An 18,571-nucleotide genomic window follows, 5' to 3' on the forward strand; every position below is an offset into this window, starting at 1 on the left:
GCAGTCAACACCAAACACCGCTCCATAACTCTGACCTTGATCGGCGTATCCACCACAAAACCGGCCCGTTCAAGCCAGTGGCCTTTGAGTGTACAATAGGCCGTTTGCAGAAGGCCCTGAGAATCTATGGCTTGTTGATGATGGACGGAATCAGAGTAAAGGGGACAAAGGCCCTGATGAATGAGGGCTCATCTTATGAGCCCGGTGTTTGTCAACGAAATTGTCGCGACCATAAGTTGATTTGTCCGCCAATTATCTCAATAGCCTGTAGCTTCTACATTGACAATTTAATTCTGCTTTCGCATAGGTACAAAGATAACTGCTAAGTTGAACGCAAAGGTGTTTCTTCGATTAGTTGTTTTGCTTTTTACTCATTTCGACTCGGGGGAGCGGTAGTGGCTTAGAGCCCACATAGTGGGCTCCGAAAGTGCTTACCACTGCTGTTTGTTTTGGGCTTCCCCGGCACGAGTCAATGCCAGTTTGTAAATATCTTCTCCCAATCGGAAGCCAGTGCTGCGCAGCTTGTCCAAGTAAGGCTTCACCTGTGTCACATGACCTTTCTTCTTTGCCTCCAGCAGAACGCCAACCATGCCAATAATGCTGTGCACCAGCTTTTTCGCCACTGCCCGACCGGCGACTTCATCAATAATCAGCACGTCGGCATCCAGCTCCAAAGAAAGGGCTATTGCCTCGGATTCACCTAGATCCAGATGCCGGGTCAACTTGTTAACCACTGTCTGATTATTGATCGGAACTACCTTGATCCAGGGAGAATTGAGTACCTGAAGTGCGCCTGGCTGGGCACGCTTGACTTGTGCCAGCTCTGACACAACGGCTTCAGGGATCAGTATCTCGCCGTAAAGCTTCTGGAGTATGTGAAGAGCACCGATCTTGGCGAGGTGGGTTATTGCGGTGGTATCGCTGACGACAATCCTGTTCATCTTCTTTATATCCTTATAGATCGTGATTTTTTATATCGTCGACCAAGTCGTCCACACCGAAGTTGACGGCCTCCCCCTTTTCAGAAAGCAGATTATGGAAGTCGAATTCAGACACTCCAATCAGTTTTCCCGCCAAAGATCCATGTATGCGCTTGTACTTGTATAGGGCGATAGCCAACAACTCACGCGCTTCCTTTTCGTCGACACCGATTTTCGTCATCAGCGCGTCGTCGATTTCTATATTCATGCTACATCCTTGCTAAGGCTGCCCGATTCCAAGGGTACCACTGGTGTAGCAGTTCCTTGCCGAGCTATCGAGTATACCCCAACCACTAAGAAGAGGCTGTTCTGACACCCCTTGTGAGTGAGTGCAAACTTATTGGCTAGTCCAAGCGTGAGGCAATTTCTGTGGCTGTTGCGTTGTAATAGATCATCAATGAGCGTGGATCACGGTGTCCTACCATCCGCGCAAGGTCAAGCACATCTAATTTACGTGCCAGCCGTGTCAGCGCCTCGTGGCGAGTGTCGTGAAAGCGCAAATCGTCAATTTCAACATCTATCCGGGCACGCCTAAACATCGCACTTGCCATATCCCGCCCAACCCTCAAAAAGCCCCGAGATCTGTCTTCCACCATTTGAAACAGCTCTACTGCCCGTCGAGACAAGGGTATATGTCGTTTATCCCCATTTTTAGAGTTCTGCACAGTGACATAGCGCCCTGGTATGTCAAGATCATCACGAGTTAACGCCAGTATTTCGCCCAACCGCATTGCCGTCTCTAAGGCCACCAAAAAAGCCCATGCGACCTCTTGGCGGTACGTTTGGGGAGCCATTTCCCGCCAGTCGAGGGCCGTACAGAGCCGATCTATCTCTTGTTCATTGATGCGCCGATCTCGTGGTCGTGGATTGCGCGGTCGCTCAAGCCCTTGAATTGGATGGTGATCCAGCAGGTGCCACTCGCGTAAAGCATAACGGCATACGGCACTTAATAGGTTGATTTCCCGATTTACGGCCCCTGATGATACAGTGGTAAGGCGCCGGTCACGAAATTCTGCAAAGTGCTGAGTTTTGAGTTCTGATAGAAAGATTTGGGATATGGGGTCCTTTAAAAGCTTTTTGAGCCTAACCGCCTCCCATCTTGCTCCAGCACGGCTGGGAGATACAGATTCAGCGAAGCGTTTCATCAGATCGCCGAAGGTGCCCGCATTGGGCTTTCCATAAGTTCCTTGTCGGATCTGATACTCTATATCTTGTGCCCACTCCTGAGCCTGCCTCTTTGAATCAAAGGTCGCACTGGCAGACTGGCCCCGAAGCCTGACTTGAGCGCGCCACGTCTTGCCGCGCCGAATAAATGTTGCCACCGCTCTACCCTTTGGTGCAAATTTGGTGCAATATTTTGCCTCTACCTGCACCTAGCTGGCAACCACTGAGGATAGGTATGGTTTAAAAAGTGCCTCAAAATCAATGAGATGATTCTGTCTGGCACTCGTAGGGGCTCCCTGGGAATTTCTGTCATAGTCTCCTCCGGGGCCTTTTTTATCCCCGTTGTTCTCTTTTAATCAGAGGACAAGCCAATGGAATACCGTCTTCGCTGCCTGGGCTTTACGATCAAGCGTGTGGCCGGTAAATAATTGCTGATAGTCAGTCGGGAGTTGCCTGTGCAATGGGATTTACCGAACCCCTTCGTCCGAAGGGTGCTTGTGGGGGCACACCATGTTGATGGTCTGCACCATGCTAATAACGCTGAATATGTGCATTGGTGTGAGGCCACTGCCTGGGCCCACAGCACAGCACTGGGTCTGGATGTCACGAACTATCAGCAACTCGACCGCGGAATGGCCATCCGTCAAAGTGAGTATGATTATATACTGGCGGCGAGAGAGGGGGATGAACTGATATTTGGCACTTGGTTAACTGATGTGGAAGGGTGTCTGAAGGTGATTCGCCGCTTTCAGGCCTTTCGTGCCGCCGATGGGGCTGAGGTATTGCGGGCCCGGTGGCGGATGGTGTGCATCGAGCTGTCCACTGGCAGGCCGAAGCGCATGCCGGCGATCTTCAAGAAAATCTACGGTTCCGCAGTGACTGACCGGGAGGCTGAGAAAAGTGAGTGAAGAGTTTATTACCCTGACTGAGAACACAGGGACCCTGAGGGATAAGACTATTTTTATCACGGGTGCCAGCCGTGGCATAGGGCGCGCCATAGCGCTCAAGTGTGCTGCCGACGGTGCTAATATCGTGATTGCCGCCAAGTCCGCACAGCCCCATCCCAAGCTGCCGGGTACCATCTACTCGGTGGCTCAGGAAGTGGAAAATGCCGGGGGTAAGGCCCTTGCCCTGCAGGTGGATGTACGCGATGCACAGCGGGTAGAGGAAGCGATGGTAGAGACTGCGGATAAGTTTGGTGGTATCGACGCGGTGGTCAATAATGCCGGCGCGATCAGCCTGACCAACGTGGCCTCCACTCCCCCCAAGCGCTATGACCTGATGCAGAGCATCAACAGCCGCGCGGTGTACCTGACTGCACACCTGGCGCTGCCCTATTTAAAAAAATCGGGCAGCGCGCATATCCTCAGCCTGTGCCCGCCACTGAATCTTCAGCCCAAATGGCTGGGCCCTTTTGCCCCCTATGCGCTGTCAAAATTCGGAATGACGATCCTGAGCCTGGGCCTGGCGGAGGAGCTGCGCGAGGCCGGTGTCAGTGTGGCCACACTGTGGCCGCGCACCCTGGTGGCCACCGCTGCTATTGAATTTGCTGTGGGCAACCGCGAGATGTTTGAGCAGAGCCGCAAGCCCGCGATTATGGCGGATGCCGCCTACGAGGTACTGGCCACAAAAGACGCCGCACTCACAGGGCGCCAATTGATTGATGAAGAATTACTGGCAGAACGAGGGGTCAGGGATTTCACTGACTATGCCCATAATCCGGCCAACGCGGACAGTTTGACCCGGGATTTGTTTCTCGATTGAAGCCGGCAGGAGGTATTGTGTGAGCAGCGACAGCCAACTGTTCAAAGACGCCCTCGGAGAGCTTGGGGGTGTCAGGCCCTTGGTGCAGGAGCGCTGTGTCGCGCTGCGCAGGGAAGATATGCCCACGGCATTGGTGTCGCGGGAGCGCCGCGCTGCCGCCACTCGCCAGGCCGGGTGCGAAATGAACCCCCTCTCGGGCGAGTATCTCGAACTGGTGGTCCCCTGGGATCCGCTGGCATTCAAGCGTGACGGGGTGCAAAACGGAGTGTATCGCAATTTGCGCCTGGGCAAATACACGGTGGATGCACGCCTCGATCTACACCGCCACTCCGTGGAGATGGCGCGCGTTGCCGTAGTGGAATTCGTGCGGGACTGTATCGAGGCAGATGTGCGCTGTGCTCTGATTACTCACGGCAAAGGCGAGGGCCGCAGGCAGCCGGGCCTGTTGAAGAGCTGTATCAATCACTGGTTGCCCCAATTGGAAGAAGTCCTGGCTTTTCACAGTGCCCAGAAGTGGCATGGTGGTATGGGTGCCACCTACCTGCTGCTGCGCAAAAGCGCACGCAAGCGGCAGGAAAACCTGGAAAGACATTCACGGCGCCGTTAGGCTTTTCCCTGTCATTTGTTTGTTACTTTTGCCGATTAAGATACTCGGGCAAGGCCCCCTTATGCGCTTGCTTCTCTTTATTGTTACTTCTCGATTGTGTATTGACGACCCACTGGGTCGTTTTTTTTTGGAAGGCTGTTGCCCGCGCGCAAAACCGATAGTGTAACTTAGCGCATCGTGTCCCGGACGCGATCGAATTCGAGTAGTGTGGACTTGTCGCTGTTGCGCAGGATCAACTGATCGCCCATCACTTCGAGAAACCGGGTTTTTCGCAGTGCCCTCAAGTAATCGGTTTCCAACGCATCACTGGGATAGATTTTGCCCATGCGCGAGATGTCCGGTGGGAGCGGCCAGGACAGCTCGCCATGGCCTGCAAGAGAGAATCGGCCCAGATAGGGATTGATACCGCCACTGCCACGCACATACCCGAAGCGGTCACAGGTAAAGAAGGGGCGGTCCCGCCAAAACTTTCTCCACAGAAGCTGGTAGTGGTAGGTGTACTTGCCATCCACCATATTTGAAAGAATCCAGGCGTGATCGCATGCGGACCAGGGGGATTGCCCGAGAGCCTGTGCTGGATTGTCAGTGGTCATACACCCCGACAATAAAAGGGAGAGTGCAACGGGGAGGATAAGCTGCAGGCGCTTCGAGTGTTGCGGCATAGAGGCGCTCTTATTTTTTACAGCATTAAACCACGAAAACCACCTGTTGTCTGTGCGCGTGTTCAAGGCCCGACATTGACATATTCTATGTAGATATCACCCGATACATCGCGCAGTATCAGGCGTTTGCCCCGAGATTTTGTGAATGCCTGGCGGGTGCCGGCCAGTGCACGCAAGTAGGTGTTTTCCTGTTGTAACAGTACCTCTGGACCGCTCATCTTGGTAGAGGCGAAGCTGGAGGTATCCCACAGAAGCTGGCCATTGTCGGTAACCTGTAATACGCCACGATAGGTATTGATGCCACTGCGGCCCACTACGTTGCCGTCGCGGTTACACACGAAGGTGAAATTTGCAAGTCTTTGCATCGAAATGGCTGCGCCATTGATTCGAAGGCGCACAAGTTGCCACTTCTTACCGCAGACTGTGCTCATATTACCTGCCGACTGGACGACCCTGGCTTCTTCCACACTGCTTGTCAAGCATCCACCAATAGCCAGCAGGATTCCCAGTAACCACAGTTGCACCAACCTGCGCATCGGCGATTGACTCCTTTATCGCTGACTCTGTCCCCGGTTTCCTTAGCTTAGTTGTTGCGCGCAACGGCGAGTCGATAAGGGTGACAAGCTATGCTTCCATTGTGACGGGGAAAATTACCCAAAGAAGACTGTTTGGCATGAACAGACGCACAAAAATTGTCGTCACGTTCGGGCCTGCCAGCGATAGGGCAGACACCCTTTGCCAGCTGATTGCGGTGGGCGTCGATACGTTACGCCTCAATTTTTCCCATGGTGACCCGTGGACCACCGTCACCGTGCTGAGCTTGTTCGGGCAGAGACCGTGTGCCAGAGGCGCCACGTTGCCCTGCTGGGAGATTTGCAGGGGCCAAAAATTCGGATCGGTAAAATTACCAATGGGCGTGTAGACCATGAACACGGGACGGACTTTGTGTTGGACCCAGCCTATCGAGCGTGGCAGTGCCGAAAGGGTCTCGGTGGATTATCCCGTGCTGGCCAGGGACTGCCGTGTAGGCGACTGCCTATTATTGGATGATGGACGCCTCAGCCTGCGGGTGAAAAAAATTGATGGCAATGCAGTGGTTACAACGGTGGAGATCGGCTGTTGGACAGGAAGGGTATCAATAAACGGGGCGGTGGACTCACCGCACCGGCACTGACGAAAAAGGATCTCCGGGATATTCAGTTGGCTGCAGAATTGCAACTGGATTATCTCGCCGTCTCTTTTCCATGAGATGCTCTTATTATACACAGGGCCCGTAAACTGCTGCAAGAGGCGGGAAGCACTGCGCATATTATCGCCAAGATAGAGCACGCGGAAGCGGTTTTCAGTGATACGCAGTTGGAAAAACTCATCCTGTCCAGCGATGCGATTATGGTGGGCCGCGGGGATTTGGCCGTAGAAATTAGGAGTGCTGAACAGTACCTCATCCTGTGGAGAGCAATTTTTTCGGTACAGATAAAAAGGTCACGATGCGCTTAATGGGTTGGAGCTGTGGGAGCGGGCAATTAGGCGTGCGCACCTAGCAGGGGCGTATCCCGGCTGGGCATTGGCAATTGTGGCAGATCGTTGATAGCCTGCATCAACCCCTCCTCATACAGTTGTGCGGCTTTGTCTTTTTCTCCCAGTGCCTGGAGCAGGCGCGCCAGTTCCGCAGAGGTAACCGGGTCCTGGCGCAGCAGCAGACTCTTTTCAAAATACTGCTGGGCCCTGCCCCACAATTCGTTGCGCAGGCTCAAACGGCCGAGGCAAGTCAGCAGGTCAGCGCTTTCGCCATACTCTTTGAGCCAGCCCTCGGCGCTGGAAAGCTGTGCCGCGGGATTGACCCCTGTCAGGCGGCCGTACAGGTCGCCCAGCTCTGCACTCCATTCCCGGTTAAGCAGCCAGCGCAAATGTTTCTCCGCTTCGGTGTCCTCACCAACCTGATGAAGTAGTGTCGCGTAGCGGCTGCGCAATGACATATTGCGTTGCCAGCGTCCGTTCAGACTGTGCCAGATACGCTGTAGCCTGTCTCTGTCGTTGCGATTGGCTGCCTCGTCCAGCTGATGTTGATAGATCTGCAATTCCAGCTGCTGTAACTCGTCATCGCTCATACCGGCGTGCTTTTCCAGCTCCGGCAGGAGCTCGCGCAGGCTGCTCCAGTCCCCCAGCAGGTAGTACGCTTGTCTGAGAAGCTGTAACAGAGCCGGGTGTTTGGGTTGCAGTTGCTTGGCGCGCTTCAGACTGGCGATGCACTGTTCATAGTGCTTGTCCTGCAGTTGCATACGCGCTTGGTTTAGGGCCACGGCGAGAAGGGTTTCTTCACCGCAGGCCTCAGCTTTCGCCAAAAGCTCATTGGCCTCTTCGCGAAAGCCCAGTTCAAAAGCACTGCGTGCGGCTGCCAGGTAATTGATTAGCGGAGCTTCTGAGCGTGGGGCACTTTTCAACAGTTGACGCCGAGCGCGAGACCAGTTGCCCTCCATAAATTCCACCAGTCCGTTGGTGAGACGCCGGCGTGCCACGCGCTGGCGGCCAAAGCGCAGGCGGTCAACACTGCCCCTGATCGCGCGAATCAGGCTGAGTATCAGCCAGACCGCCAGGAACAGGGTGAACAGTATTGTCAGCAATGCAACGAAGGCAAACCAGAGGTTCATTTCGTAGCCCTTATTGAGCTCGCCGCCAAACCCAATGACCAGGAAGCCTGGGTAATTGTTACTGACCTGTGGAAACAGGGCACCCAGTAGCAGCAGTACCAGGGCTGCAAAAAGAATTTTCCTCACTGGGTACCCTCTCCCTGCGTATTGTCACTTTGGTCTGAGGTTGTGTGCAGTTGCTCAATGTAATTGTTCAGTGCCACCTGTGAGGCATTCAGGTTGGGCATCTGCGCCTGGATGCGCTCTTCGCTGAGTTCGGCCAGTTGCTGGGCGAGGGCGTCGCGGTGCGGGTTGGGCGTGCCATAGGTGAGCAGTAGTTCACGGGCACTGTTCAGGGCATCCTTGTATACCGTGGTATCGCCGCGCAGCAGTGCCAGTTGGGCCTGCTCCATATCCAGGCGCAGGGTTTGGCGGAAACGCACCTCGCTTTGTGGAGAGAGCATGACTGGGTTGATATCGCCATCAATGGGACGCACTGAATCTCGCAGGAAGCGGATAAATTTCTGCCAGCCCCGCTGCCAGGGGGGTTGGGTTACCCCTTCGGGTTGTGGCTCCTCCTCCTGCCCCTCCGGCTGGGGGTGGGTCATGTCAAACTCCGGCTGGATTCGGGCGCGGATCAGCGCGCCTTCCAAAGCGCGCAGACGCAGGAAGAGCCCCTCGCGGTCGACATCTTGCACCAGCTTGAGCGCGGTAATATCTTGGGCCAGCTGCTGGCGCACACCATACAGATCCGGCAGGTCCACTTCTCGCAGGATACTGTCCACTTCCTCCACCAGTCCCAGAGCGGCACGGCTGTCATCCTCAAGTATCAGGCGTTGATTGGCCATGCGCAGCAGATAACTGGCTTCAGCCAGCTGCCAATCCTTTCGGGTCACATTGCCCAACTCGCTCAAGCGGTTGCCCTGGGCAGTGATACTGCGCTGCAAACCGGCCAGCTGTTGTTGCAGTTCTTCGATAGTACGGGCCTGTGACTCTATCTGGCTGCTCAGGTCGGCATCCGCCTGTTGAGGCTGGCTGGCTTGCTGGTCCGGGGTCGGGGCTGCCGGTTGTGAGGATGGCGAGGGCGATTGTGCACCATCCGGCTCGGGTCCCCCCCCGGGCTCTGCTTGCGGTGGCTGTTCGATCGGGGCTGCGGGCGCACGGGTGGCATCTGCCGGCTGCCGGGTATTTGCGGCACTCTGGGTTGGTCCAGCCTGGTTGGCGGGCGGGAGATGCTGATGGCCGCTGATGTGAATGCGCAGCTGCGGCCAACTGAACCAGGCAAAGGCAATCAGGGCAATCAGCAGCAGAAAGAACACCAGCCACCACCAGTAACCGCTCCCTTTTCCGGCCCTGCTGGCGGGGTCTGGTAACTTCTTGCCAGCGGGGTTTTCCTGTGCCGATCTGGTGGAGTTGCTTTTGTGCTCTGCCCTGTCGGCACACTCACCGGCGGGCGCGGTGGTTTTTGCAGGGGGGCTGTTCTTGGTCTTTTTGTCGGTCATGGCATAACAGCGCAGATGGAAATTGTCGTCAAATTATAGCGAGTGGCGCCAACCTTTATAGGAAGGGTGGCGCCCTTTTAAGACTTTCATCCCAATACGGCGGAGAATTCGATAGCAATTCAATCCAGAGCGCTGCGCAGTGCGGCCAGCATGGCCTTGTCACTGGCATTCTGAGCACTGTGGGGGTGCTTGAAACCCAGTGCGCGTGCCTGTTTGGCGACCCGCGCACTGGGGCAGACTAGCGCAGCGTGTCGCAATTGCCCTCGCGCGGATTGCACAATACAGTGTGCCAAGTTTGCCAGGGATTCACCACTGTGCACACTGATGGCATCCGGGATTGCCGGATACTTTGCCAGTGCATCCGGGGCGCAGGGGGGCAGCGTGCGCCGGTATAGTGCGCAATAGGTCACCCGGGCGCCGCGGGCGCGAAGGGTATTGCCAATCAGGCTGCGCCCACCAACTCCGCAGAAGATCAGGATACGGTGACCGGTCACCTGTTGCAGGGATGGCAGGGTGAGCAGGTCTTCGGATGTCATGTGCCCTCTGTTTTGCTCGCAGGGAATACCACGCGCCTGTAGTGCTTTTGCCGTTGCGCTGCCAATCGCGTAATAGTGCGGCCCCTGGGGTAATTGCGGCCAGTAGTCCTCCAGCCAATCCACACCGTGATGGACGGCATTCTGGGATACAAAGATCGCTTCTTGCACCTGATCAAAACTGAGAATGCGGCTTTTGATGGCTTGCAGTGCACTGGCCTCCCGGAGAGGTTTGATGGCCAGCATGGGGATATTGTCGACTTGCGCGCCAGCTGCCTGCAGTTGTGCACACCAGTTGGCGGACTGGTGAGTTGGGCGTGTTGTGAGTATGCGCTTGCCGTACAGTGAACCTGGCATGTCGTTATCAATCTCAGAGGGCCGCGAGTATTTTGTCGGCGCCGTCGGCCAACAGCTGCTTCGCCAATTGTGTGCCGAGCATCTCTCCATTGATGGCAGCACCGCGGCACTCTGCCCGTATCAGCGTAGAACCGTCCGGGCTGCCCACCAGGCCGCGCAGCCAAAGAATTTCATTCTGCAACTCGGCGTAGCAGCCGATGGGTACTTGACAGCTGCCGTTGAGGTGTTTGACCAGTGCGCGCTCGGCACTGAGGCGCGCGGCGGTTTTGGCACAGTGCAGAGGCTGCAGCAGGGCTTCCAGGGCTTTGTCACGGCGGGATTCAATGCCCACTGCGCCCTGGCCGCCTGCGGGTAACAGTGTATCGGTGGGCAGGTAGCTGCGGATGCGCTCACGCATGCCCAAACGCAGCAGGCCGGCCGCCGCAAGAATAATGGCGTGGTAATCCCCTGCATCGAGCTTTCCCAGTCGAGTATTGACGTTGCCGCGCAGGAATTGGATCCGCAGGTCCGGACGGTGCGCCAGTAGCTGGCACTGTCGTCGCAAGCTTGAGGTACCCACTACGGCGCCCTGGGGTAGCTCTTCGAGGCTGGTGTAGCGGTTGCTGACAAAGACATCGCGGGGATCTTCACGGGCGCAGATCACAGGCAGGTGCAATCCTGCGGGAAATTCCATCGGGACATCCTTCATGGAATGTACGGCGATGTCCGCGCGACCCGCCAGCATGGCCACCTCCAGCTCTTTCACGAAAAGCCCCTTGCCCCCAACCTTGGCCAGAGGAATATCCAGAACTTGATCGCCACGACTGGTGAGGGGCAAGAGTTCAATCTGTAGGCCCGGGTGCTCCCCTTGCAGGCGGTCTTTTACGTAATTGGCCTGCCAGAGTGCCAGGGCGCTCTTACGCGTGGCGATGCGGATACGGGAAATGGGCATTCTGTTCGATCATTTGTTTGAGTGGTGGGGCAATTCTACCAAATGGAGGGATATCGTGGCTTTTATAGGCAAAGGGAAATATCAGTTTGGAAACTGCTGTGCGCGCAGCCAGTCTTCCAGAATAATGCGCGCGGCGATTGAGTCCACCGGATCCCTGGCGTAATTGCCGCGGTGACCGCGCCCATGGGCCTCTTCCTTTGCGGCGCGGGTACTGAGGCGCTCGTCGATAAAGTCCACCGGCAGCCCGGTGCGCCCGTGCAGGCGCTGGCCGAATTTGCGTGCGCGGGCACTCAGTACACTCTCGCTGCCATCCATATTCAGGGGCAGACCCACCAGCAGGTAGTGGGGTTGCCACTCTGCAATAAGACGCTGCACGCTTTCCCAATCCGGTTTGCCGTCCCTTGCCGGCAGGGGGGGCAGTTCCCTGGCGCTTGCGGTTAGGCTCTGGCCAAACGCGAGGCCGATGGAGCAGGTACCGAAGTCGAAGGCCAGGGCTGTAATGGGTTTACTCATGGGGCGGATATTTTTGGGTTGGTGTGCGCTGGCTAAGCGTGACCGGTCTGTGAGCCGAGACCGGACAGATTGATACCATGGCGCGCGGCAGCATTCTGCCAGCGTTTCTCAATTGGCGTGGCGAACAGGATCTCCGGTTCTGCCGGCAGCGTCAGCCAGGCGTTGTCAACCAGTTCCTGTTCCAGTTGCCCGGGTTCCCAACCTGCGTAGCCAAGCGCGAGCAGTACGTCATCGGGGCCGTGCCCGCCGGCGAGGGATTCGAGAATATCCTTGGAGGCGGTGAGGCTGATTTCCGCATTGATCTCAGTTGTTGAGTCAAACTGAATACCCGCCCCGTGCAGGACAAAGCCCTGTTCCGGGGAGATGGGGCCGCCCAGCAGCACCGCCTCACCACCGCGCTGGCTGGAGTCTTGCAAGGACAACTGTTCGAATACCTCTTTCCAATGGACCTTGCTGGGGGCATTAACCACGATACCCATGGCCCCCTCATTACTGTGTTCCACAAGCAGCGCTACGGTCTGCTTGAAGCGGGGATCCTCCATGCCGGGCATGGCCAGCAGGAACTGGCCGCGCAGGCTGCCGTGGGTCAAGTCACTGTCGATGTTCGAGCTGGGCATAGCGTGATTTTAGGTCGGCTAAGTGAAAGGCAAGTTTAGCCCCGCTTGGGCGGGTCACTTGCAGAGGTGGAAAATCCGGTCATCTCAAAACGCCAGGTACGTATAATTTCCAGTCTGTCGACCTCCTTGCGGATCTGCGCTGGAAAGGGCGCAAAGGGTGCCGCGAGATGCATGATCTGTTGGGCCGCATCATCGAGAATGCGCTCGCCGGAAGATTCTAGTATGACCACTTTCTCCACTGCGCCGCTGGGCAGCAGGCGCACCATCATTCGCAGGCTGCCGGTAATCTGTTGCTGCAGAGCTTCCTCGGGAAAGTTGTCGCTGCCCACGGCCTCCACCTTCTGTCGCCATTCGTGCAGATAAGCCGCGTCTGCAGAGGCTTTGGTCGCCACTGAGGTGAGGCGCCTCACCCTTGGTCGCTGGGCAATGGTTTGCCGGATTTTATCCAGGCGCGCCTGCAGGCTGGTAATTTTCGGATTGGTTCGGTCCAGGTCACTGGGGGCATCGCCGCGCTTTTCTTCAGAGCGCTTGTCCTCTGCGGGCAGCTCTGGCGCCTGTAGCGGGCTGTTGCCAATGGTGGTGACCAACTGGCGCCGCTGGTCTGCCGGGCGCTTTGTCTGTTGCTGCGGCAGTGGATTTACATCGTGAATCTGTGTATCGGCAAACTCCGCGCGGCGGTTGCTGGACAGCTCTTTGGGAGTATCGGCGATGCCGCTGGCCTGCTGGTTGTGCTGGGCCAGGTAGTCAGCATCCACCGGTGTTTGTGCCGAGCGGTGCTGGGCCAGGGTTACCTCCAGCGTGGGGGATGACTGCCAGCCCTCGGGTGCGGTAAAAGCCACACCGAAAATAACCAGGGCGTGGATAGCGCCGGCGAGAAACAGGGAGAATACAAAGCGCTCGCGCTGGGTAGCGTCAAATGGTGCCGTATTGGCGGTGGAGTTCATCTTGTGCGGTCTTTACTATCTGTTGCGCCAAGCCCTTTAACCGGTAGTCTGTGGCCCACTGATCGGCAAGCGACCAGGGTTGCATTCGAAGCGCTCCAGTTTACCCTGTTTGTGCCAAGCGAAGTGTGATCGCGTGCATTAGTCGCATACCGATCTTGGTGTCATAGGCTGCATCGATTTCGCGCACACAGGTTGGGCTGGTGACATTGATTTCGGTGAGGTAATCCCCGATGACGTCCAGACCGACAAACAGCAGTCCTCTCTCTTTCAGTGTGGGTGCGACCTGCTCGACAATCCACCGATCGCGATCATTTAGTGGGCGCGCTTCACCGCGTCCACCTGCGGCCAGATTGCCACGGGTTTCTCCGCCTACAGGAATGCGTGCAAGACAATAGGGAACCGCCTGTCCATCAATGACCAGAATACGTTTGTCGCCATCCTTGATTTCTGGGATATAGCGCTGCGCCATAATTTGCCGGCGACCGTGTCCGGTGAGCATCTCCAGTATTGCCCCGAGATTGGCACCGTCGGGTTTGCAATGAAAAACCCCCGCGCCTCCCATACCGTCCAGGGGTTTGAAGATAACGTCCCTGTGTGTCTGGTGAAACATCCGCAACTTGGGCATATCCCGGCTTACCAGTACTGGCGGGGAGCACTGTGGGAAACTGGTTGCGAAAATTTTTTCGTTGCAGTCGCGCAGGGACTGGGGCTTGTTGACGACCAGTGTGCCCTCGCGCTCTGCCGCTTCGAGGATGTAAGTGGAATAGATATATTCGTTATCAAAAGGGGGGTCGACACGCATCAAGAGGGTGTCCAACTCCCCTAGAAGTACCTCCCTGGGCTCGTCCAGGGCAAACCAGCGCTCGGTGTCATCAAAAACCCGCAGTGGCCGTCCGCTGCCGGTGGCGCGACCATTATCCAGGTACAGATCGGTCTGTTCGAAATAAAACAGCTGGAAACCACTGTCTTGTGCGGCCTGTAACAGTGCAAGTGTTGTATCTTTTTTAACATTGATCTGGGCGATGGGGTCCATCACTACACCGAGGGAGTAATTCATAGGGGTTTCCGTTTCTGGCGGGATAGCGCTACCCCGCGCTGTGGTGGTTGTGGCTCAGTGTAGGCTGCCGCTTCCGACTTTGTAGGGTGGATACGGTAAAAGCAGCTTCACCAGGGTGCAACTTTAACACGCTGTACTGGGTTCAAGACCAAAGTGGTGATAATTTGAACCGCATCGCCAGGGGTTTGTCGAGTCTGGTAGATTAACCTGGGGTTCTGTGATAAAAGTTCCTCCAGTGTGCGATTTTGGCTAGGCGAGACACCCAGACCCCCTATGTGGTTCACCGAGGGTGCAAGAATACGTTTTCGCGTGCCCGGCAATAAGTAAACAGGGGAGTCAAAAAAACTATGGAGCTTAACTGGGAAAGTCTGACTGTTATGGTGATCGACGACAGTAAGACAATTCGTCGCACTGCCGAAACACTGCTGCAGAAGGCGGGCTGTACGGTCGTTACCGCAACGGATGGCTTTGATGCGCTGGCGAAAATCGCGGACTCCCGCCCGGATGTTATTTTCGTCGATATCATGATGCCGCGCCTAGATGGTTATCAAACCTGTGCCCTGATTAAAAATAACAGTGAATTTCGCTCTACTCCTGTCGTTATGTTGTCGAGTAAGGATGGTTTGTTCGATAAGGCAAAGGGGCGTGTTGTCGGATGCGATCAATATTTAACCAAACCGTTTAGTAAAAGTGAATTGTTGGGTGCGATCTCAGCCCATGCCAAGCCACATCACGCAGCCTGAGCGTTGTAGCTAACAAAGAAAGTGAGTGACCGGTACCAGGTGGTGCTCTGAAAAACAGACAGAGGCTGTTTCGGAATTGCGTACATATTCCCTTGTTTATGGGGACCTGGGAAATGTGTTGGCCGGGAAGCAGCTGATAGCCAGTGCAAACTTGGGCATGCTAACAAGAAAGTAACAAGCAAACCGTCAAACGCGGTCGTTCAGCTGCCGATGAGCCGATTATAAGATGTCATGGGGAATAATGATGGCAAAAGTATTAATAGTGGATGACTCTCCTACTGAAACACACAAATTGACTACAATTTTGGAAAAAAACGGACACGTGGTAATCACAGCCCCCAACGGCGAAAACGGTGTTGATGTCGCGCGCGCGCAGTGCCCGGATCTTATTTTAATGGATATTGTGATGCCCGGTCTGAATGGCTTCCAGGCCACCCGCCAACTGAGCAAGGACAGCAGTACCGCGGGCATCCCAATTATTATTGTGACTACCAAAGATCAGGACACAGATCGGGTCTGGGGCATGCGCCAGGGTGCCAGGGCTTATCTAACCAAGCCTGTGGACGAGGGCAAGCTATTGAGCGCGATTGGGGAGGTGTTGGCCTGACGGCCAGCTGCTTCAGTGTGCAGTCAACAATACCTTATTTGGCCCTGATTGATATTGCGCGGCGTGCCAGGGCGCAGTCCAATGGCCTGCCCGCACGCCGGGAAATCAAGCCATACTGGAGTGGGGTTGGTTTCTCCATTCTCGAGCATAATTTCGTCGCCTCCATGGATGATGTTGTGGAACTGCTCGAAGTGCCGCAATACACCTTTATCCCGGGCGTTCAGCCCTGGGTGAAAGGGGTATCTAATGTACGTGGCCGCCTGTTACCTCTGATTGATCTCGCCGCTTTTTACGGTGGCCATCTTACCGGTCCGCGACAGCAGCGCCGGGTGTTGGCGCTTGAACGCGAAAAAACCTATGTGGGTTTGATTGTGGACAGATTGCACGGAATGCAACACCTGGCGTATGAATATGCCCGGGAAGCGCCAACGGATTTGATTGAGTCATTTGCACCCATGGTGCAGGGCCAGTTTATTTTGCAGAGGGACCGATGGCTGGTGTTCGATATGCGGGCCCTGCTCAAAGATGGCCGTTTTATGGATGTAGCCCTTCAATAGAGAATCCAAGCTCAGTTTGCCGGCGCCTCACTTTATTGACAGTGCCGGGAATGGTCAGCGGGCGGTGCAGTGATGGGCACCGGCTGCAGGCGGTTGTTGTAAATGTGTTAGAAGTCAAGTGGTACTAATCTGGCCTGATACCCGGGCCCGCTAGGAGTGAACTATGAAAACAGGCTCCCAGAGTTCCTTTTCCGCGTTGCGCAGTAACCCTGCCGCGTTGGGTTTGGGCCTGCTGGTACTCGCCGTACTGGCGGGACTGGTCGTCAGTATCTATCTGGTACAGACCCGCAGCGACCGCGATAAAGAATACCTGCAGCAAGTGGCGGAATTGCGCGCACTCTCTTATCAGGTGGTTTCCTATGCACCGGCCGCTACCTCAGGTGATGAGGAAGCGTTTGTCGAGCTAGAGAAAGTGTCCGGGCAGATGGCCAACGCCTGGAACCAGTTGCAGCAAATGGATACAGGTAGCCGCCGCACACTCGAAGCTGAGCTGGCTGCCTATGGGCAGGTGTGGCGCAAGTTACGAGAGCAGGTGGACACCATTCTCGGCAACAAGGAAACCATTATCTTCCTGAATGACGTTGCCACCACGCTGAGCGCCTCTCTTCCCGAATTGCAGGCGGAACACAACAATATTGTTGAGATCCTGCTGGCTAACAACGCCCCGGCCAATCAGGTGGAGCAGGCACTGCTACAAGTTTGGCGCGCGGAACGGATAGGCGGGAATATCGACAAGATGTTGCAGGGTGGCAATGACGCTGAAGCCGCTGCGGACCAGTTCAATACCGATGCGAGTCTTTTTGGTAAGGTCGTAGACGGTATGAAAAGTGGTGATGTGGTGATGGGTATTTCCCAGGTTACCGACGATGAAGCGCGCCGCTCCCTGGATGAAATTACGGAATTGTTTGAGTTTGTAAGCTCTTCGGTACGGGAAATCTTTGAGGCGACCCCGGCTCTGTTTGCCACGCGCCAGGCCTCCGATGGCATTATCGCCTCCTCACCGCAGTTACTCGAAGCCCTGAGCGTGCTGAATGACCGCATCGTGAATCTCTCGAATGAGCGCCAGCCAAACAATATGACCATTACGATTCTGGCAGCGGCCTTTGTATTGCTGATTTTCGTCATGATGGGAATGGTCATCTCCGGTACACGCCGCAATCTGCTGCAGGAAGCGGATACCAACGAGCGCAACCAGCAGGCCATTATGCAACTATTGGACGAATTGGCGGATCTTGCCGATGGGGATTTGACCACTTCTGCCACAGTAACCGAAGCCTTTACCGGTGCGATTGCTGACTCTATCAACTTTACTATTGACCAGTTGCGCGTGCTGGTATCGCGGATCAACGGCGCCGCTCAGGAAGTGTCCGGCCTGTCCCAGGAAACCCAGCAGACCGCTTTGCACCTCGCCGAGGCCTCTGAGCATCAGGCGCAGGAAATTGCCGGGGCCTCCGCTGCGGTGAATGAAATGGCGGTTACCATTGACCAGGTGTCTGCCAACGCCTCCGAATCTGCTCAGGTGGCAGAGCGCTCGGTACATATCGCCAGTAACGGGGCCAAGGTGGTACAGAACACCATCAAGGGGATGGACAACATCCGTGAGCAGATACAGGATACTTCCAAGCGAATTAAACGGCTGGGGGAGTCGTCCCAGGAGATTGGCGATATCGTAAGCCTGATTAATGACATTGCTGACCAGACCAATATCCTCGCATTAAACGCCGCCATCCAGGCGAGTATGGCCGGTGACGCTGGCCGGGGTTTTGCGGTGGTTGCGGATGAAGTACAGCGACTGGCGGAGCGCTCTGCCGCTGCAACTAAACAAATAGAAGGCCTGGTGAAAGCCATTCAGTCCGACACCAATGAAGCGGTCATCTCCATGGAGCAAACCACCACGGAGGTGGTGCGTGGAGCCCGACTGGCCCAGGACGCAGGTGTCGCCCTGGGGGAGATCGAAAACGTATCCGGTAACTTGGCCTCTCTGATTCAGAACATCTCCAATGCCGCTCGCCAACAGGCTTCCTCTGCCGGCCATATTTCCAATACGATGAACGTGATCCAGGAAATTACCTCCCAGACCTCGGCAGGTACTCAGGCAACGGCGCAGTCCATTGGTAACCTGGCGCAAACGGCCAACGCACTGCGCGATTCCGTTGCCGGCTTCAAACTGCCCCAGGAGGAAAGCCTCGAAGTCAGCAGTGAGTCGTATGACGTGGAATTACCCGAAATAGATGTGGACAGTTTCACGATCGAAAGTGAAGAGCCCGCTGCTTTGGGGGCTCGCGAAGGGCGGGCGTTGGCCTGACTAAAAGGACAATCTGGCGTTGTTTTAAGATGACCTCGTGGACAGGGGCGCGCGCGAGGCTTTCGTGATCATCATGGAAGCCGGCTCGCATCGGAGTATTG

The 18,571-nt window shown here is 55.8% G+C and carries 24 protein-coding genes; 10 read left to right on the forward strand and 14 right to left on the reverse strand.

Annotation, left to right across the window (positions count from 1 at the left end; all coding sequences use genetic code 11):
- The 4 genes from Q5Y71_RS17445 to Q5Y71_RS00015 all read right to left on the reverse strand — a co-directional run.
- Positions 1-182, reverse strand: a 182-nt coding sequence (locus Q5Y71_RS17445) for a SymE family type I addiction module toxin (protein WP_371876969.1), incomplete at its 3' end; no start/stop codon positions are given.
- 249 nt (positions 183-431) lie between these two features.
- On the reverse strand, positions 432-941 hold the full coding sequence (locus Q5Y71_RS00005) for a DUF3368 domain-containing protein (protein WP_306039021.1): 510 nt from the start codon (positions 939-941) through the stop codon (positions 432-434).
- A gap of 13 nt (positions 942-954) precedes the next feature.
- The gene (locus Q5Y71_RS00010) at positions 955-1,188 is read right to left on the reverse strand and encodes a UPF0175 family protein (protein ID WP_306039022.1); all 234 of its coding nucleotides are present in this window, start codon (positions 1,186-1,188) and stop codon (positions 955-957) included.
- A gap of 136 nt (positions 1,189-1,324) precedes the next feature.
- Positions 1,325-2,302: a site-specific integrase gene (locus Q5Y71_RS00015; protein WP_306039024.1), complete on the reverse strand. Its 978-nt coding sequence runs from the start codon at positions 2,300-2,302 to the stop codon at positions 1,325-1,327.
- 297 nt (positions 2,303-2,599) lie between these two features.
- Here Q5Y71_RS00015 and Q5Y71_RS00020 point away from each other — a divergent pair, with 297 nt between their 5' ends.
- Genes Q5Y71_RS00020 through smrA form a run of 3 tightly spaced genes read left to right on the forward strand, consistent with a single transcriptional unit; the run spans position 2,600 to position 4,515 of the window.
- Entirely contained in the window at positions 2,600-3,052 is a 453-nt protein-coding gene (locus tag Q5Y71_RS00020; protein WP_306039026.1) for a thioesterase family protein, read from the forward strand.
- A complete protein-coding gene (locus Q5Y71_RS00025; RefSeq protein WP_301415815.1) occupies positions 3,045-3,908 on the forward strand; it encodes an NAD(P)-dependent oxidoreductase in 864 nt (287 codons plus the stop codon). Before Q5Y71_RS00020 ends, Q5Y71_RS00025 begins: the two co-directional genes overlap by 8 nt.
- 19 nt (positions 3,909-3,927) lie before the next feature.
- A complete protein-coding gene (smrA, locus tag Q5Y71_RS00030) occupies positions 3,928-4,515 on the forward strand; it encodes a DNA endonuclease SmrA (RefSeq protein WP_306039029.1) in 588 nt (195 codons plus the stop codon).
- A 167-nt stretch (positions 4,516-4,682) separates the two neighbouring features.
- Here the strand turns inward: smrA and Q5Y71_RS00035 are convergent, their stop codons facing one another.
- Positions 4,683-5,177, reverse strand: coding sequence for an META domain-containing protein (locus tag Q5Y71_RS00035; RefSeq protein ID WP_306039031.1), 495 nt, complete (start codon positions 5,175-5,177; stop codon positions 4,683-4,685).
- Positions 5,178-5,239: 62 nt separating this feature from the next.
- Positions 5,240-5,713 (reverse strand): META domain-containing protein, encoded by a 474-nt coding sequence (locus Q5Y71_RS00040; protein ID WP_306039033.1) that lies wholly within the window; start codon positions 5,711-5,713, stop codon positions 5,240-5,242.
- Between the two features lie 137 nt (positions 5,714-5,850).
- Between Q5Y71_RS00040 and Q5Y71_RS17450 the strand changes: the two genes are divergently transcribed.
- The 3 genes from Q5Y71_RS17450 to Q5Y71_RS17455 all read left to right on the forward strand — a co-directional run bounded on the left by Q5Y71_RS17450 (position 5,851) and on the right by Q5Y71_RS17455 (position 6,674).
- The gene (locus Q5Y71_RS17450) at positions 5,851-6,099 is read left to right on the forward strand and encodes a pyruvate kinase (RefSeq protein ID WP_371876967.1); all 249 of its coding nucleotides are present in this window, start codon (positions 5,851-5,853) and stop codon (positions 6,097-6,099) included.
- 3 nt (positions 6,100-6,102) lie between these two features.
- Positions 6,103-6,351, forward strand: coding sequence for a pyruvate kinase (locus Q5Y71_RS00045; RefSeq protein WP_306039035.1), 249 nt, complete (start codon positions 6,103-6,105; stop codon positions 6,349-6,351).
- A 146-nt stretch (positions 6,352-6,497) separates the two neighbouring features.
- Positions 6,498-6,674 (forward strand): hypothetical protein, encoded by a 177-nt coding sequence (locus Q5Y71_RS17455; RefSeq protein WP_371876970.1) that lies wholly within the window; start codon positions 6,498-6,500, stop codon positions 6,672-6,674.
- A gap of 26 nt (positions 6,675-6,700) precedes the next feature.
- Here the strand turns inward: Q5Y71_RS17455 and Q5Y71_RS00050 are convergent, their stop codons facing one another.
- The 8 genes from Q5Y71_RS00050 to gshB form a co-directional block, all read right to left on the reverse strand.
- Positions 6,701-7,951 (reverse strand): heme biosynthesis HemY N-terminal domain-containing protein, encoded by a 1,251-nt coding sequence (locus Q5Y71_RS00050; RefSeq protein ID WP_306039037.1) that lies wholly within the window; start codon positions 7,949-7,951, stop codon positions 6,701-6,703.
- Positions 7,948-9,306, reverse strand: a complete 1,359-nt coding sequence (locus Q5Y71_RS00055) for a uroporphyrinogen-III C-methyltransferase (RefSeq protein WP_306039038.1) — start codon at positions 9,304-9,306, stop codon at positions 7,948-7,950. Before Q5Y71_RS00055 ends, Q5Y71_RS00050 begins: the two co-directional genes overlap by 4 nt.
- A 119-nt stretch (positions 9,307-9,425) precedes the next feature.
- A complete protein-coding gene (locus Q5Y71_RS00060; protein WP_306039039.1) occupies positions 9,426-10,196 on the reverse strand; it encodes a uroporphyrinogen-III synthase in 771 nt (256 codons plus the stop codon).
- 13 nt (positions 10,197-10,209) lie between these two features.
- Positions 10,210-11,127, reverse strand: a complete 918-nt coding sequence (gene hemC, locus Q5Y71_RS00065) for a hydroxymethylbilane synthase (RefSeq protein WP_306039041.1) — start codon at positions 11,125-11,127, stop codon at positions 10,210-10,212.
- Between the two features lie 81 nt (positions 11,128-11,208).
- A complete protein-coding gene (gene ruvX, locus Q5Y71_RS00070; protein WP_306039042.1) occupies positions 11,209-11,640 on the reverse strand; it encodes a Holliday junction resolvase RuvX in 432 nt (143 codons plus the stop codon).
- A gap of 32 nt (positions 11,641-11,672) precedes the next feature.
- On the reverse strand, positions 11,673-12,257 hold the full coding sequence (locus Q5Y71_RS00075) for a YqgE/AlgH family protein (RefSeq protein WP_306039043.1): 585 nt from the start codon (positions 12,255-12,257) through the stop codon (positions 11,673-11,675).
- Between the two features lie 35 nt (positions 12,258-12,292).
- Complete coding sequence (locus tag Q5Y71_RS00080) at positions 12,293-13,201, reverse strand: energy transducer TonB (RefSeq protein WP_306039045.1); 909 nt, start codon at positions 13,199-13,201, stop codon at positions 12,293-12,295.
- A 100-nt stretch (positions 13,202-13,301) separates the two neighbouring features.
- Positions 13,302-14,258 carry a glutathione synthase gene (gene gshB, locus Q5Y71_RS00085; RefSeq protein ID WP_306039046.1) on the reverse strand — a complete coding sequence of 319 codons (957 nt, stop codon included), beginning with the start codon at positions 14,256-14,258 and terminating at the stop codon, positions 13,302-13,304.
- 347 nt (positions 14,259-14,605) lie between these two features.
- Between gshB and pilG the strand changes: the two genes are divergently transcribed.
- From pilG to Q5Y71_RS00105, 4 genes are all read left to right on the forward strand, one after another.
- A complete protein-coding gene (gene pilG / locus Q5Y71_RS00090) occupies positions 14,606-15,001 on the forward strand; it encodes a twitching motility response regulator PilG (RefSeq protein WP_020413651.1) in 396 nt (131 codons plus the stop codon).
- 244 nt (positions 15,002-15,245) lie between these two features.
- Positions 15,246-15,608 (forward strand): twitching motility response regulator PilH, encoded by a 363-nt coding sequence (gene pilH / locus Q5Y71_RS00095; protein ID WP_306039048.1) that lies wholly within the window; start codon positions 15,246-15,248, stop codon positions 15,606-15,608.
- A 17-nt stretch (positions 15,609-15,625) separates the two neighbouring features.
- The gene (locus Q5Y71_RS00100) at positions 15,626-16,165 is read left to right on the forward strand and encodes a chemotaxis protein CheW (protein WP_301415829.1); all 540 of its coding nucleotides are present in this window, start codon (positions 15,626-15,628) and stop codon (positions 16,163-16,165) included.
- A 163-nt stretch (positions 16,166-16,328) separates the two neighbouring features.
- A complete protein-coding gene (locus Q5Y71_RS00105) occupies positions 16,329-18,470 on the forward strand; it encodes a methyl-accepting chemotaxis protein (RefSeq protein ID WP_306039049.1) in 2,142 nt (713 codons plus the stop codon).
- Positions 18,471-18,571: the final 101 nt, after the last annotated feature.

It is taken from the genome of Microbulbifer sp. 2205BS26-8 (assembly GCF_030731025.1).
Classification (GTDB): domain Bacteria; phylum Pseudomonadota; class Gammaproteobacteria; order Pseudomonadales; family Cellvibrionaceae; genus Microbulbifer; species Microbulbifer spongiae.

Bases quoted from the DNA above. Each gene is read 5' to 3' on its own strand.
- Q5Y71_RS00005 (WP_306039021.1), bottom strand. From the start codon at position 941: ATGAACAGGATTGTCGTCAGCGATACCACCGCAATAACCCACCTCGCC.
- Q5Y71_RS00010 (WP_306039022.1), bottom strand. From the start codon at position 1,188: ATGAATATAGAAATCGACGACGCGCTGATGACGAAAATCGGTGTCGAC.
- Q5Y71_RS00035 (WP_306039031.1), bottom strand. From the start codon at position 5,177: ATGCCGCAACACTCGAAGCGCCTGCAGCTTATCCTCCCCGTTGCACTC.
- Q5Y71_RS00040 (WP_306039033.1), bottom strand. From the start codon at position 5,713: ATGCGCAGGTTGGTGCAACTGTGGTTACTGGGAATCCTGCTGGCTATT.
- Q5Y71_RS17450 (WP_371876967.1), top strand. From the start codon at position 5,851: ATGAACAGACGCACAAAAATTGTCGTCACGTTCGGGCCTGCCAGCGAT.
- Q5Y71_RS00045 (WP_306039035.1), top strand. From the start codon at position 6,103: ATGAACACGGGACGGACTTTGTGTTGGACCCAGCCTATCGAGCGTGGC.
- Q5Y71_RS00055 (WP_306039038.1), bottom strand. From the start codon at position 9,306: ATGACCGACAAAAAGACCAAGAACAGCCCCCCTGCAAAAACCACCGCG.
- Q5Y71_RS00060 (WP_306039039.1), bottom strand. From the start codon at position 10,196: ATGCCAGGTTCACTGTACGGCAAGCGCATACTCACAACACGCCCAACT.
- hemC (WP_306039041.1), bottom strand. From the start codon at position 11,127: ATGCCCATTTCCCGTATCCGCATCGCCACGCGTAAGAGCGCCCTGGCA.
- ruvX (WP_306039042.1), bottom strand. From the start codon at position 11,640: ATGAGTAAACCCATTACAGCCCTGGCCTTCGACTTCGGTACCTGCTCC.
- Q5Y71_RS00075 (WP_306039043.1), bottom strand. From the start codon at position 12,257: ATGCCCAGCTCGAACATCGACAGTGACTTGACCCACGGCAGCCTGCGC.
- Q5Y71_RS00080 (WP_306039045.1), bottom strand. From the start codon at position 13,201: ATGAACTCCACCGCCAATACGGCACCATTTGACGCTACCCAGCGCGAG.
- gshB (WP_306039046.1), bottom strand. From the start codon at position 14,258: ATGAATTACTCCCTCGGTGTAGTGATGGACCCCATCGCCCAGATCAAT.
- pilG (WP_020413651.1), top strand. From the start codon at position 14,606: ATGGAGCTTAACTGGGAAAGTCTGACTGTTATGGTGATCGACGACAGT.
- pilH (WP_306039048.1), top strand. From the start codon at position 15,246: ATGGCAAAAGTATTAATAGTGGATGACTCTCCTACTGAAACACACAAA.
- Q5Y71_RS00105 (WP_306039049.1), top strand. From the start codon at position 16,329: ATGAAAACAGGCTCCCAGAGTTCCTTTTCCGCGTTGCGCAGTAACCCT.